We start from the raw sequence: 15,481 nt of genomic DNA on the forward strand, positions 1-15,481 counted from the left end.
ACTATCCCCTCAAAAATTAAATACATATTTTAAGTAAATTTTAATTCGTTGGCATGATTTTTTCTTTAGTTTTGTTGTACTAAACCTAAAAAACATAAAAATGAAAAAAATAATTTTACTTGCAGCATTAGTAATTTTTGGTGTAACAACTTCAAAAGCTCAAGAAACTTCAAAGAAAATCAAGACATCTGCTGCTAAAACAGCAAAAGTAAATGGAGCAGGAATGGTTTTTGAGTCTGAAACTATTGACTACGGAACTATTGCTCACAACGCTGATGGAAGACGTGAATTTGTTTTTAGAAACAATGGTAACAAACCATTAATCATCACAAATGCTGTTGGATCTTGCGGATGTACAGTACCTACTTTCCCAAAAGAACCTATTGCTCCGGGAGCTAAGGCGGTAATCAATGTAAAATATGCAACTGACAGAGTAGGTCAATTTTCTAAGACAGTTACTGTTACTTCTAATGCAGAAGGTCAAACTACAAAAGTTTTAACAATTAAAGGAAATGTACTTCCTAACTAATTGACTTTTTAATTTAAAAATACGCAAAAGAGCTTCCTTTCTTAAAATCGGAAGCTTTTTTTATTAAAACAATTGCCATCACTTAAAAATGAGAAAACTAGAAAACAACGAACTGGAACGAAAAACTATTGAAGACTTCAAAAAATCAGAGAAAACACCTCTAATTTTAGTTCTTGACGATGTGCGTAGTTTACACAATATTGGTTCTGTATTTAGAACTGCTGATGCTTTTTTAATTGAAAAAATTTATTTGTGTGGTATCACTGCAACACCGCCAAATAAAGAAATTCACAAAACAGCCTTAGGAGCCACCGAAACAGTAACTTGGGAACACAATGAAAGCGTTCTTGCTACCATACAATCTTTAAAACAAGAAGGTGTAATTACGTTAGCTATTGAACAAGTTGAAAGTGCTATTTTTCTTCAAAATTTTGAAATAGAAAAAAATCAAAAATACGCTTTGGTATTTGGCAACGAAGTTCATGGAGTAGCACAAGAAGCAGTTGCCTTATGTGATGGCTGTATCGAAATCCCACAATTAGGAACCAAACATTCATTGAACATTTCTGTAAGTGCCGGAATCGTTGTTTGGGATTTATTTAAAAAAATAAATTGGCCTAAATAACGCTATATTCAAAAAAATAATATTTTTACAATATGATAAACAAAACTTTACATATTGTAATTGTATTATTTTTTTTTTACAATCATAATTATTCCGCTACTACCTCAACTGTAATTGATCCACCATCAATAACAGCTGAAAGCTATGATATATACTGCCCTCAAACGTATCAAAAAATTGCAAAAAATGTTACTATCAGTCACGACCCATCTGAAACGAGTACTAATGCAGTTTACATTCAAATTTCTTCTGGTTATAGTATTGGACAAGATCTATTGCAATTAAGCAATGATTACAAATTAAACAATCCTTCTATTTCAAGCACATTTATTGCTTCTGAAGGAAAACTAAAAATTTTTAATTCTTCTGGCAATTTAATACCCTATTCAGATTTAAAATTTGCCATAGAAGCAGTTGAATTTTACAATTCCTCTCCTAACCCTTCTGGAACAAGAAGTTTTTCTATAAGTATTGGTAATGGACAGGTAAGCTATTTACCCAGTAATGGACATTATTATGAATATGTAAGCAGCTATGGGATTTCTTGGACTGCTGCCAGAGATGCAGCAGCCCTAAAAAAACACTATGGCCTACAGGGATATTTAGCTACACTAACCTCTGAAGAAGAAGCTCAATTAGCCGGTGCTCAAGCCCCAGGAACTGGATGGATAGGAGGAAGCGATGCTGAAACAGAAAATATCTGGAAATGGATGACAGGGCCTGAAGCCGGAACTGTTTTTTGGAACGGAGGAATTAATGGTACAAGAACAGCACCTTATTTTTATGCAAATTGGAACAACAATGAACCAAACAACAATATACAGCCATTTAAACCAACTGGAGAACATTATGCACACATTACGGCTCCCGGAATAGGAAGGGCTGGCGCATGGAATGACCTATCTAACGATGGAGATCCGCCAGGTAATTATCATCCAACGGGCTACATTGTAGAATATGGAGGCATGCCTGGAGACCCTACTTTGCTACTTTCAGCAAGCACGACGCTAAAAATGGCAAAAATCACAAGTACGACAGCAGCTACAAGATGTGGAAATGGAACAGTAACACTGCAAGCAACTGCCGAAAATGGAACGGTGTACTGGTACGATTCACAAACTGCAACAACTCCAATTGCAACTGGAAACAGTTTCACAACACCTACTTTATCCTCAACCTCTAGCTTTTATGTAGATGCCGGGTGCATTAACGAAAGAAAAACTGTAATAGCAACAGTTAATCCATTACCAATTGTTAATAACATTAGTATTTTACAATGTGATACCGATGCAACACCTGACGGAAAAACACTTTTTAATTTAACCGTGAAAAACGATGCTATTTCTAGCAATTACAACAACGAAATTTTCACCTATTACACTACTTTAAATGGTGCAAATAATGCATTAACTTCTGATTTAATTGCAAATGAACTGGCTTTTGAAAATACAACACCAACTTCTATGGATATTTGGGCAAGGGTAACCAATAAACTTACAGGATGTTTTAGTGTTGCCAAAATCAGCTTAATAGTTTCTGCGACCAACATCCCTGCTAATTTTAAAATTATAGTCCCTCCTGTTTGTGATGATTTATTAGATAGTAATGGCAATAATAACACGAACAATAACGACAGAGACGGTATTAGTTCCTTTGATCTTTCGGCAACAAAAGCAACTATTCAAGGTCTATTACCAACCACCGATATATACAACATCAACTATTACAGAAATGAAGCAGATGCTTTAGCCGAAATTAATAACATTACAGACATTACCAACTACCGAAACATTGGCTATCCAAATACCCAAGATATTTGGGTGCGGGTAGATAGTCAAATCGAAAATGCCTGTTTTGGACTTGGCCCATACATCAGTTTAAAAGTTGAGGCCTTACCTATTGCTCATCCAGTAATAATTAGCCGCCAATGTGATGACAATGATGATGGTATTTTTACATTTAATACATCAACTTTAGAATCTGATTTATTACAAGGACAAACCAATGTAACCGTAACCTATTTCGATTCGAACAACAATCCTCTAAAAGATGCTAACGGAGTACTTATTTCAAGTCCTTTTCAGTCAAATTTCACAACAACATCACAAATAATAAAAGCAGTAGTAACCAATAACACTCCGGCACAATGTTATGACGAAACTACTATTGAATTTATTGTCGACAAAACGCCTCAAGCTTTCTCTGTAAATCCAGCATTTACAGTTAGCTGTGATGACGAAATCAATCCGTTAGAACAAGACGGAAAATATGCATTTGACACCACTGGTTTTGACACCACAATTTTAGGTGGACAAACAGGAATGACTCTAAAATTTCATGATGAAAATGGTGCTATGCTACCTAGTCCGCTACCTAATCCATTTGTAACTGGAACACAAAAGATTACTGCAACAGTTGAAAACCCGAACAATCCAAACTGTACTGCATCGACAATAATTGAATTTAATGTACAACCTCTTCCTAAAATTGATATTAACCTTGACGGGAGTGCTAATGAATTAGTTTGTTCTAACCTATCTACTTTTTATGTGACTTTGGATGCCGGTATTACCGATAACACTCCTACTTCGGATTATAATTATATTTGGAAAAAAGATGGAACCGATTTAGGCATCAACGCACCAACATTAGACGTAAATGAAATTGGAAATTACACTGTCGAAGTTATCAATAGTGTAGGCTGTAGCAGAACAAGAACAATTAACGTAAATGCTTCTAACATTGCTACTATTACATCAATAGACATCGTTGAATTGTCTGATGAAAATTCTATTACGGTAAATGTAACCGGACCTGGAGATTATGAATTCAGTTTAGATGAGCCATCGAATTTTTGGCAGCAATCCAACCAATTTAATAATGTCCCAGCGGGAATTCACGAAGTTTATATTAATGACAAAAACGGCTGTGGTGTAGTTTCTAAAAGTGTAATTGTGGTTGGTATTCCAAAATATTTCACACCAAACAATGACTCTTATAATGATAATTGGGGAATCAAAGGAATGACAAAATACCCTAACGCTTATGTGCAAATCTTTGATCGTTACGGAAAACTTATTAAATTTTTAAACAATGCTAATCCCAATTGGGACGGGACTTTTAACGGAGCTCTATTACCCGCAAATGATTATTGGTATGTGATAAAATTAGAAGAAGGAAAACCAGAAATCCGAGGACATTTTACCTTAAAAAGATAAACTACAAATGAACACGCTTTTGAATTTCCTCTAAAACAAAAAGATAATCCGATTGATTGTTCACAAAATCCCGATTGGTTACATCGATAATTACAACATTCAAATCTTTTTGCAAGTCTAAATAAGCTATGTAAGCGTTATTGATTTGTTCTAAATAGTCAGCAGAAATTTCTTGTTCATAATCTCTGCCACGTTTTTTTATGTTTTCCAATAAGCGCTCAGGATGCTGAAGTAGATAAACATACAAGTCTGGTTTTGGAATTTCTTTATAAATAATTTCAAAAAGATTTTTGTACAACAGATACTCCTCTTCCTCCAAAGTAACTTTTGCAAAAATCAATGATTTAAAAACATGATAATCCGCAACTAAAAAATCCTTTTTCAAATTCAATGTTCCCAACTCATCAGCAATCTGCTGATACCGATCTACTAAAAAAGAAAGTTCTAAAGGCAAAGCGTAGCGCTCCTGATTTTTATAAAACTTTTCCAAAAATGAATTCTCTGCAAAACGCTCCAACAAAGTTTTAGCCCCAAAATCTTCAGCAATTTTTGTTGCCAAAGTTGTTTTTCCAGCACCGATGTTGCCTTCAAACGCAATATAATGCAAATGTCCAAAATCTATTGTTTGCAACGGATTTTCGATTGTTTCCACCGCCACACATTCGCCATCATCTGGACAATCTAAAACTAATTGCGCAATGTTTTTTCCTAAAACAGGATGAGTCCAATTAATTCCTAAATCTTGAAAAGGAAGCAACACAAACTTTCTGTTTTGCATTAATGGATGAGGAACACTAAGATTTTCAGTATCTATAATCTGTTCGTCAAAAGCGATCATATCTATATCAATAACACGCGATTGATATCCATCTGTAGTATTTCGAATTCGACCTAATTTTTGTTCAATGGCTAAGGCCTTGAGCAATACCTCAGCTGCTGATAGATGAGAGTGCAAAACCAAAGCACAATTGTAAAAAGAATCACTATCAAAACCCCAGGCAGCAGTTTCATAAACCTTAGAAACTTGTATTACCGTTCCTATTTCTTGATGAATTAACGCAATACATTTTTTTATAGTTTCAAGACGGTTGCCTTGATTACTACCAATAGATAAAATAACTTGATGTTGTGCTCTCATATTAAGCACAAATTAACTAAAGAATTTTAGAAATAGCAATATATTTGCAGTAAGTGCCTTAGTAAATCATCATAAAAAAGTCGCTCCTCTACAATTAAAAATACTATTATGAAGTTTTTAAGCAATGTTATCGCTACCGTTGTTGGTCTATTTGTTTTTTTAATGTTATCCTTTTTCGGAATCATTTTTATCGCAGCTATTTTTGGAAGTGATAATGAATCTCCAACACTAAAAAGCAATTCTGTATTAGAATTAAATCTGGAAAATATCAAATTCGATTATGCCGGAAAATACAAAGATCCCTGGATGAGTTTTTTCTCAGAAGAGGAAAACATAGGACTTTCGGATGTTATCAACGCTATTGATATGGCTTCAATGGATGACAATATTAAAGGGATTTCTATTTTAAATAACACCTCAGAATTAGGTATGGCGCAAAGCAAGGATTTAAGAAATGCTTTGGAAAACTTTAAAAAATCAGGCAAATTTGTTATGGCCTACGCCAATACATTTTCGCAAAAAGAGTACTATTTGAACTCGGTTGCCTCTAAAATTTATCTCAATCCAGTGGGTGAATTGGATTTTAAAGGACTTTCTTCTGAAATCATGTTTTATAAAGATTTACAAGAAAAAACAGGGGTAAAAATGGAAGTACTACGACACGGAAAATATAAAAGTGCCGTAGAACCCTTCCTTGAAAACAAAATGAGTGAGGCTAATCGAGAGCAAACAACAGCCTTATTACAATCTATTTGGAATTCTGTAGCCGCTGACATTGCTAAAAGTAGAAACATCACGGTTGCGAAACTGAACGAAATTGCTAATGGGCTTTTGGCTAGAACACCTGAAATGGCCAAAAAACAAAAACTGATTGATTATATTGCCTATGAAGACGTTTACCACAACGATATTAAAAAGGCATTAAAATTAAGTCCAAACAAAGAATATAACAAAATATCCATTAGCGACTACACGAATCAAATGATTTCCAACGCCATACTAACCGAAAGTGAAGATAAAATTGCGATTATCTATGCACAAGGAGAAATTTTAAGTGGCGAAGGAGACGTAAACACCATTGGAGAAGGTTCTATGCGTCGTTCGCTTCAAGAAGCTTGTAATGACAAAAATGTAAAAGCAATTGTGTTGCGAATTGATAGTCCGGGTGGAAACGCATTAACATCTGATTTGATTTGGAGAGAAATTGAATTAACTAAAAAAGAAAAACCTGTTGTAGTTTCTATGGGTAATTATGCGGCTTCTGGTGGCTATTACATCGCATGTAATGCCAATACTATTTTCGCGCAAGAAAACACTATCACTGGCTCAATAGGCGTATTTGGGATTTTACCTAATTTCAGTCAGTTGACAAAAAAAGTCGGAATTAATATTGAACAAGTAAAAACACATAGTAATGCCAACGATTACAGCCCTTTTGTCCCTATGGAAGACAACTTTAAAGCGGTTACACTGGAAGGAATTGAGCATGTATACAAAACTTTTGTAAGCCATGTAGCCCAAGGTCGAAAAATGAATTTTGCAGCTGTAGATTCTATTGCGCAAGGAAGAGTTTGGTCGGGTTCTGAAGCTTTAAAAATTGGGCTTGTTGATAAAATTGGCGGTCTGAATGCAGCCATTGTCGAAGCCGCACGTTTGGGAAAAACTCAAAATTACAGTACTCAAAATTACCCAGAATATGAAAAAAGTATCGATGATGTGTTATCAAAATTTCCATTTGGAAGCTCAAAAGCTTCTATCATAAAAGAGGAAATTGGGAACGAAAATTACCAACTTTTACAGCAAATCAAAAAAGTGCAATCTCGAAGAGGAATTCAAGCCTTATTACCTTTTGAGATCGCTATATATTAAACCATTCGCTTAAAATATTCACATCAAAACTCCGTTTTAAGGTTACTACTTAAATGGAGTTTTTTTACTTTTAAAAGTATCTTGAAATGCTGTAACTTATCCCAAGAATATTATAATTTTCTTTCAATCAATTAACTTATTTTTATATCAATAATACTTAATCTTATAAATCCCAAAGCCATGTTACAAAAAGCACTAAAAATCTTTGGAGTTACGATTCTTCTTTTGGCAGGATCGCTATTTGCCATCCCTTATTTCTTTAAGGATCAAATTAAAGCTAAAATCACACAGGCTATCAATGAAAAAGTAGATGCAAAAGTGAGCTTTGCCGATGCTGATTTAAGTTTGTTTAAAAATTTCCCTAACGCTAATGTTACTATTGAAAAATTAGCCATAATCAATAAAGCGCCTTTTGAAGGAGACACCTTAGTTGCTCTGGGCGAATTAAACCTAAAAATGTCTATCAAAGAACTTTTTAAAGGAGAAAATGAGCCAATCAATATTGACGGAATATATTCGAAAGACGGTTTGATTAATATTATTTTCAACAAAGACGGTGTTGGAAATTATGATATTGCTATCAAGGACGATAAAAAAGCTACTGATGATACTAAAAGTAAACCTTTATCCTTAAACATTCAGAATTACAAAATTGAAAATTTTCAATTCCGCTATTTTGACGAAAGTTCCAAAATAAAAATGCTTATCGACAGCCTGAATCATGAAGGAACCGGAGATTTTGCAGCATCTAAATTAGATTTAAATACCAAATCAACAGCCAAAATCAGTTTGGATATGGACAAGGTTAATTACATGAAAAATGTTGCTTTGACTCTAGATGCTGTTCTTGGAATTGATTTAGAAAAAAGCAAATATACTTTTAAAGAAAATAAGGCTTTAATCAATCTATTGCCTTTAGAATTTGACGGTTATATCCAATTAGTAGATGCTGGTCAGGAGTACGATTTGAAATTTAAAACGCCTACTTCCTCTTTTAAAAATTTCTTAGGTGTAATACCTGCCGCCTATGCTGCCAATATTAGCAATGTAAAAACTACAGGAGATTTCACAGTTGCCGGTTTTGCCAAAGGATTGTATTCGGATAAGACAGTACCCAAATTCAATATCGAAATCGCCTCGAATAATGCTTCTTTCCAATATCCCGATTTACCAAAATCGGTACAAAACATTATTATCGATACTAAAATTATCAATCAAACGGGAATCTTAAACGATACTTATGTCAACCTAGACAAACTCTCTTTTCGCATAGATCAAGATGTTTTTAATGCCAAAGCTACTATTAAAAATATTACCGAAAATGCATTAGTAGATGCGATGCTGAAAGGAACAATTAACTTAGGTAATTTCACAAAAGCCTATCCCGTTAAATTAGACAAGCCTTTAAGCGGTATATTAAATGCCGATGTAACTACAAAATTTGACATGCAATCGGTAGAAAAAAGTCAATATGAAAACATAAAAAACTCAGGAACTATGAGTTTGTCAGGCTTTAAATACACTGATGAAAACGGCAAATCGATGAATATTAGTAAGACCGAGATTGCTTTCAATCCGTCGCGAGTAATTTTAAAACAATTTAATGCCGCCACAGGAAAAAGTGATTTGAGTGTGACTGGTGTTTTAGAAAATTTTTATGGCTTTATTTTTAGAAATCAAAATCTACAAGGAAGCTTTAATCTAACCTCTAATCAATTAGCCGTAGATGATTTTGTAACAACTGAAGCCGCTCCTAAAGCTGCATCAGGAGATAGCGAACAACCAAAAACAACGAAGAAAACAGAGGCGATGAAAATCCCAGCTTTCTTAGATTGTTCGCTTACCGCAAAAGCCAACACCGTAATTTACGACAATTTAACCTTAAAAAATGTATCTGGTAAATTAGTTGTAAAAGATGAAAAACTAAACATGAGTAATGTAAAAACATCCATTTTTGGTGGTTCCATTGGCCTGAATGGTTCCGTTTCAACTAAAGAAAAAACACCAACATTCAAAATGGATTTAGGTTTGAACCAATTGGATATTGCCCAATCGTTCACTCAATTGGATATGTTGAAAAAATTAGCTCCAATTGCAGGAATTGTCAATGGTAAAATTAATTCAACGATTAAATTGAATGGAAATTTAGATGCTGTCGAATTAACTCCCGACCTCAAAACGATTACAGGGGATTTGTTAGGACAATTTCTGTCTACCACTATCAATTCAAGTAATTCGACATTGCTTACAGCGTTAACATCCAATATGAAATTCTTAGACCTGAACAAAATCAATTTGAATGACCTTAAAGCGGCTGTTTCATTCCAAAACGGGAAAGTGAGTGTAAAACCTTTTACTATTAAATACAAAGATATCAAAGCTACTGTAGGTGGAACTCATGGTTTTGATCAAAGTATGAACTACGATATAAAGCTTGATGTACCAGCTAAATATTTAGGCCCTGAAGTAAACAATCTGATTTCAAAATTATCCGATGCCGATGCACAAAAACTAGAAAATATCCCCGTAAATGCGCTGTTGACAGGTAGTTTTTCAAAACCGACAATCAAAACCGATTTGAAAACTGCTGCTACTAATTTGACAAACCAATTGGTCAAACAACAAAAAGAAAAATTAGTAACCAAAGGCAAATCAACGCTGACAGATATCATCAACAAAAATAAAAAATCGGGTGATACTACTAAAACTGTACTACCAAGTACTAAAGCGGAAGCCCAACAAAAAGCGAAAGAAGAAGTAAAAGCCAAAGCCTCTGATTTATTAAATGGATTTTTTAATAAAAAGAAAAAAGTAGTGGATACAACAAAAACGAATCAATAATATTCAACAAAAAAGGATGGTTTTTAAAGCCATCCTTTTTTGTTATTTAAAAAGTTAGACCGCAATACTCACAACATATCCTTCGGAACCACGAACATTAAAAACGGTTCCGTCTTCAAAGAGTAAATATTGCCCTTTGATACCTGTTAATTTCCCCTGAAAAGTGGGTGTTTTATCTAAGTTCAAACTCTTTACTTTAGAAGGATATCGCAAAACAGGATAATCCATGTGGTACAAATCATTTTTCTCTGAATAAAAATAATCACGAACTTCAGTTGGGATTAAGTTTTCTAATTTTAATCTTTCGGCAACCAAATCGACTGCTTCAATATCATTAGTGAGCATTTTTCGCCAATTGGTTTTATCTGCATAATGGTCTTTCAAAGCTACCTCGGTAATTCCTGCCAAATAACGATTCGGAACTTCCACAATTGCAATCGCTTCATTGGCACCTTGATCAATCCATCGGGTTGGTACTTGGGTTTTACGGGTTACGCCCACTTTTATTTCGCTAGAGAGAGCCAAATACACAATATGGGGTTGGAGTTGCACTTTTTGCTCATAAGCCAGGTCACGGTCTTCAATGCCTAAATGCGCCGTACTCAATTCGGGTTTCATAATCCAATCGCCCACCGCTGCACTAGAATAAAAACATTCGTAACAAAATCCCTGACGGAATATTTTCTTCTTTTTGTTGCAATTCAAACATTGGTAACCCACAAAATTAATTTCGATGTTTTTATCCAGAAGTTGGTTCACATTCAAAAAACTATTTTCAAAAACCAGATAATATTGAATGGGGTTTCCGTATTCGGTTTCCATCTTTGAGAGTACGCCTTCGTATTGCATTATGTTTGAATTTTAAAAGTTTGCTATTTCGTAAATTTTGCTATTTTTGGTAAAGTTATTACTCCTAGGGTAATTTTCATAACTCTATTTTTTTAAAAAATGCCAACACAGCTCATTAATTCATTTGCCTCTTGGGTTTTAAAACAGCGAATCCATCAGATAGAACTTTTCCTTAAATACCCTAATGAGGTTCAGGAAGAGTTACTTATGAATTTAATTGCTGCCGCTAAAAACACCGAACTTGGCAAAAAATATGATTATGCTACGATAAATTCCTATGCGACTTTTGCCGAAAGAATTCCTATTTCTACTTACGAGGATTTACAACCCTTAATAGAAAGAACACGACAAGGCGAACAAAATGTTTTTTGGGAATCGCCAATCAAATGGTTTGCTAAATCTAGCGGAACCACCAATGCTAAAAGCAAATTTATCCCGGTAAGTTACGAAGCTCTTGAAGATTGCCATTACAAAGGAAGCAAGGATTTATTGTGTTTGTACTTGAACAATAATGAAAATTCGGAACTTTTTACGGGTAAGAGTTTACGATTAGGAGGAAGTTCCCAAATTTACGAAGACAACAATAGCTACTTTGGCGACTTATCGGCTATTTTAATCGAAAACATGCCTATTTGGGCTGAATTTAGTAGTACACCCAGCAACAAAACCTCGTTAATGAGCGAATGGGAAACCAAAATGAAAGCAATAATTAACGAAACCAAAAGAGAAAATGTAACCAGTTTTGCCGGAGTTCCTTCTTGGATGTTGGTTTTGATGAACAAAATGCTCGAAGAAACGGGCCGAGGAAATTTATTAGAAATTTGGCCAAATCTAGAAGTCTATTTTCATGGAGGGGTAAGTTTCAATCCTTACCGTGAACAATACCAACGTTTACTCCCTAAAAAAGAATTTAAATATTACGAAATATACAATGCTTCCGAAGGCTTTTTTGCCATACAGGATATCAATAATTCGAGTGATTTATTGCTAATGCTAGATTATGGCATTTTTTATGAATTTATTCCAATGGATACTTTTGGCACTTTGAATCAAAAAGTAATCCGTCTGGCTGATGTCGAATTAAACAAAAACTATGCAGTAGTTATCACTACAAATTCAGGTTTGTTTCGTTATTTAGTGGGAGATACCGTTCGTTTTACCTCATTAAAACCCTTTAGAATCAGGGTTACCGGAAGAACTAAACATCATATTAATGTTTTTGGTGAAGAATTAATGGTTGAAAATACGGATCAGGCCTTGGCCAAAGCTTGTGGTCTAACTCATGCCGAAATAGTTGATTATACGATAGCACCAATTTTCATGAAAGATAAAGAAAAAGGCGCACACGAATGGATGATTGAATTTAAGAAAAAACCTGTCGACATGGCTGTTTTCCAAAAAGCCTTAGACGAAACCTTGCAAACCTTAAATTCCGATTACGAAGCCAAACGTTACAACAACATGACACTAAATCCTTTGGTGATCAATGTGGCCCGAGAAAACTTATTTTACGATTGGCTCAAAGACAATAACAAACTTGGTGGTCAACACAAAATTCCGAGATTGTCAAATGAAAGAGATTATTTAGAACAGTTGAAAAGTATGCAAGGAAAAATAATTGCTTAGCATCATAAAAAAACCTTAGTTAAAGAGCTAAGGTTTTTATTTTTAACATCAATAGATTATTGATTGGGATTTTCATCAAAATTAACCATCCAGTTAACACCAAACTTATCGGTAAACATTCCAAAATAAGCTCCCCAAAAAGTATCCGCCATCGGCATAAAAGCATTTCCACCTGCTGACAATCCATTAAAGATTCGATCGGCTTCTGCTTTACTTTCTACATTAATTGAAATAGACATATTTCCTCCAAAAACCACATCACCACTTGCCGAATTACTATCACTTCCCATTAACATTGTTTCGCCAATAGGCAAACAAACATGCATGATTCTATTGGCATCTTCTTCAGATAATTTTGGAGAATTAGTATCCGATGGCATATCACTAAATTTTCCGATATAGGGAAATTCTCCACCAAAAACGGATTTATAGAACAAAAATACTTCTTCACAATTACCATTAAAAACCAAATAAGGATTGATTGTTGCCATAATTTTTTAATTTTTTTTATCAAATATTATTTCGCGATATAATCGAATTAAGACAATTTGCTATAGTCCATATGCAAAACACTCCAACGGTGACCATCGATATCAACAAAACCAAAACCATACATCCAAGCCTGACTTAACGTTGGCTCCGAAAAAATCACACCACCTGCCTCTTCCACTTTATATGCCATAGCATCTACTTCTTCCCAACTTTCCACATCGACAGACAATAATACTTCCGAACCCTTACTAGCATCAATAATTGGATTTTTTATAAAATCTGTAAACATAGATTCTTCAAAAAGCATGATTACAAAATTATTCGTACCTGCTAACATACAGGTTGAAAATTCAGTATCGTGTTCTTCATCAAATGCAAAACCAATTTGAGAATAAAATTGCTTCGCTTTTTGTATATCTTTTACTGGAAGATTAAGCCATATCTGTTTTATCATGGTTACTCATTTAGCTCCGATTATTTTCAACATATCGCTTAAAGTTTTCCAAAATAGACAGCCAGCCTTGATATTGTAATTCCTCTGGATGCACAGATTCTGGTTCAAAATACTCTCTAACTTCAAAACCATCTTCCAATTCATCAAAAACGATCATCACACTTCTACCATCTTCTATGGTATACGCAATCAATTTTTTATCCAAAATAACATCATATGTCCCCACAAAATCAAAACTCATGGTACCGTCTTTTGAAGCCATCGTTGATTTAAATTTTCCGCCAACTTTCAAATCATTTTCTGCATAGGGTGTATGCCAATCTTCCGAAGCCGCATTCCATTGAATAATGTGCTCTGGCTTTGTCCACAAATCCCATATTATAGCTATAGGAGCCTGAATTTTTGTTTGAACTATAATCATCATTACCTTTTATTAAGATTCGCTTTATAAAAATACAATTTTAAACGAAACAAAATAAAAAAACCTTAGTTCAAAAAGAAGAACTAAGGTTTATAACTTACTTTAAAATAACTATTTAGATATTATCCATCATATCAATATGGCGGTCGTGATAACCTAACAAATACAAAACACCATCAAGACCTAAACTCGAAATTGAAGTCGCTGCACTTTCTTTTACCTTAGGTTTGGCATGAAATGCTATTCCTAATCCTGCGAGGTTAATCATTGGTAAATCGTTAGCACCATCACCCACAGCAATAGTTTGATTGATATGAATTCCTTCTTTTTCGGCAATTGCTCTTAAATATTCCGCTTTCTTTTGACCATCAACAATTTCCCCTAAATAGTTTCCGGTTAATTTTCCATCTTTAATTTCCAATTGATTAGCGTATACATAATCAATTCCTAATTCTTTTTGTAAATAATGTCCAAAATAGGTAAAACCTCCCGATAAAATAGCCGTTTTATACCCGTAGTATTTCAAAGCTTTCATTAATCGGTGCGCACCTTTGGTAATTGGCAAATTGATAGCCACATTATGCAACACATCTTCGCTTAAACCTTCTAACAAAGCCATACGCTTTTTGAAGCTTTCGCTAAAATCAATCTCACCATTCATAGCCGATTCTGTGATGGCTCTTACCTGCTCTCCCACACCTGCCAATTCGGCCAATTCGTCAATTACCTCGGTTTGAATCAAAGTAGAATCCATATCAAAACATACTAAACGACGGTTTCTTCTGTAAATATTATCTTCCTGGAAAGAAATATCTACATCCAATGTTCTGGATATTTCCATAAAACTTGCTGTCATCGCCGTCTTATCATCTATTTCACCAGAAACTGATAATTGCACACAGGAACGAGGATACACTTCTTCTTCTACAATAGAAGTTCTTCCTGTTAATCTTTTAATGGAATCAATATTTAAATTTTGATCCGACATGATTTTAGTAACGGCAGCCAATTGAGCCGCTTCTAATGTCTCTCCTAAAATATTGATTATATAACGTTGTTTGGATTGTGCTTTTACCCAATTTTCATAATCATAGATACTAATAGGAATAAATTTCACTTTAATTCCTAATTCATAGGCTTTAAACAACAGGTCTTTTAAAACTGGCCCCGAAGAAGAACCTGCTTCAATTTCGAATAAAATTCCTAAAGACAGCGTATCGTGTATATCGGCTTGACCAATATCTAATATAACGGCATTATAGGTTGCCAATACTGATGTTAAACCAGCAGTTACCCCTGGTTTATCTTGACCTGAAACTTTTAATAAAATTATCTCTTTATCTTCAACTGCCATTTTTATCTATATTGATTTAGAAGCGACAAAAATCGACAATATATTGCTTAAAAAAAAGGAGATTT

Annotated in this window: 12 protein-coding genes; 6 read left to right on the plus strand and 6 right to left on the minus strand. The window is 34.3% G+C overall.

The features are described 5' to 3' along the window. The first annotated feature begins 100 nt into the window (after nt 1–100). From ACFPTQ_RS00400 to ACFPTQ_RS00410, 3 genes are all read left to right on the plus strand, one after another. Nucleotides 101–529, plus strand: a complete 429-nt coding sequence (locus ACFPTQ_RS00400) for a DUF1573 domain-containing protein (protein ID WP_379772463.1) — start codon at nt 101–103, stop codon at nt 527–529. A gap of 88 nt (nt 530–617) precedes the next feature. Continuing rightward, the gene (locus ACFPTQ_RS00405; protein WP_379772465.1) at nt 618–1,154 is read left to right on the plus strand and encodes an RNA methyltransferase; all 537 of its coding nucleotides are present in this window, start codon (nt 618–620) and stop codon (nt 1,152–1,154) included. A gap of 32 nt (nt 1,155–1,186) precedes the next feature. Next, entirely contained in the window at nt 1,187–4,372 is a 3,186-nt protein-coding gene (locus tag ACFPTQ_RS00410) for a T9SS type B sorting domain-containing protein (protein ID WP_379772467.1), read from the plus strand. Nucleotide 4,373: 1 nt separating this feature from the next. Here the strand turns inward: ACFPTQ_RS00410 and folK are convergent, their stop codons facing one another. Beyond that, nucleotides 4,374–5,510, minus strand: a complete 1,137-nt coding sequence (gene folK / locus ACFPTQ_RS00415) for a 2-amino-4-hydroxy-6-hydroxymethyldihydropteridine diphosphokinase (RefSeq protein WP_379772469.1) — start codon at nt 5,508–5,510, stop codon at nt 4,374–4,376. A gap of 108 nt (nt 5,511–5,618) precedes the next feature. Between folK and sppA the strand changes: the two genes are divergently transcribed. After that, a complete protein-coding gene (sppA, locus tag ACFPTQ_RS00420) occupies nt 5,619–7,379 on the plus strand; it encodes a signal peptide peptidase SppA (protein WP_379772471.1) in 1,761 nt (586 codons plus the stop codon). 180 nt (nt 7,380–7,559) lie between these two features. Beyond that, nucleotides 7,560–10,220, plus strand: coding sequence for an AsmA-like C-terminal region-containing protein (locus ACFPTQ_RS00425; protein WP_379772473.1), 2,661 nt, complete (start codon nt 7,560–7,562; stop codon nt 10,218–10,220). A 54-nt stretch (nt 10,221–10,274) separates the two neighbouring features. Here the strand turns inward: ACFPTQ_RS00425 and ACFPTQ_RS00430 are convergent, their stop codons facing one another. After that, a complete protein-coding gene (locus ACFPTQ_RS00430) occupies nt 10,275–11,069 on the minus strand; it encodes a DUF2797 domain-containing protein (RefSeq protein WP_379772475.1) in 795 nt (264 codons plus the stop codon). A 99-nt stretch (nt 11,070–11,168) separates the two neighbouring features. Between ACFPTQ_RS00430 and ACFPTQ_RS00435 the strand changes: the two genes are divergently transcribed. After that, a complete protein-coding gene (locus ACFPTQ_RS00435; protein ID WP_379772478.1) occupies nt 11,169–12,695 on the plus strand; it encodes a GH3 auxin-responsive promoter family protein in 1,527 nt (508 codons plus the stop codon). Nucleotides 12,696–12,751: 56 nt separating this feature from the next. On the opposite strand, the gene ACFPTQ_RS00440 is transcribed toward ACFPTQ_RS00435, so the two are convergent. The 4 genes from ACFPTQ_RS00440 to serB all read right to left on the minus strand — a co-directional run bounded on the left by ACFPTQ_RS00440 (nt 12,752) and on the right by serB (nt 15,416). Continuing rightward, nucleotides 12,752–13,186, minus strand: coding sequence for a VOC family protein (locus tag ACFPTQ_RS00440; RefSeq protein ID WP_379772481.1), 435 nt, complete (start codon nt 13,184–13,186; stop codon nt 12,752–12,754). A 47-nt stretch (nt 13,187–13,233) separates the two neighbouring features. Continuing rightward, the gene (locus ACFPTQ_RS00445) at nt 13,234–13,641 is read right to left on the minus strand and encodes a VOC family protein (protein WP_379772484.1); all 408 of its coding nucleotides are present in this window, start codon (nt 13,639–13,641) and stop codon (nt 13,234–13,236) included. 10 nt (nt 13,642–13,651) lie between these two features. Beyond that, nucleotides 13,652–14,065 (minus strand): SRPBCC domain-containing protein, encoded by a 414-nt coding sequence (locus tag ACFPTQ_RS00450; RefSeq protein ID WP_379772487.1) that lies wholly within the window; start codon nt 14,063–14,065, stop codon nt 13,652–13,654. A gap of 112 nt (nt 14,066–14,177) precedes the next feature. Then, nucleotides 14,178–15,416 carry a phosphoserine phosphatase SerB gene (serB, locus tag ACFPTQ_RS00455; RefSeq protein WP_379772489.1) on the minus strand — a complete coding sequence of 413 codons (1,239 nt, stop codon included), beginning with the start codon at nt 15,414–15,416 and terminating at the stop codon, nt 14,178–14,180. Nucleotides 15,417–15,481 lie beyond the last annotated feature (65 nt).

Origin of the sequence: Flavobacterium sp. GCM10022190 (assembly GCF_042656445.1) — a bacterium.
In the GTDB taxonomy this organism is placed as follows: domain Bacteria; phylum Bacteroidota; class Bacteroidia; order Flavobacteriales; family Flavobacteriaceae; genus Flavobacterium; species Flavobacterium nitratireducens.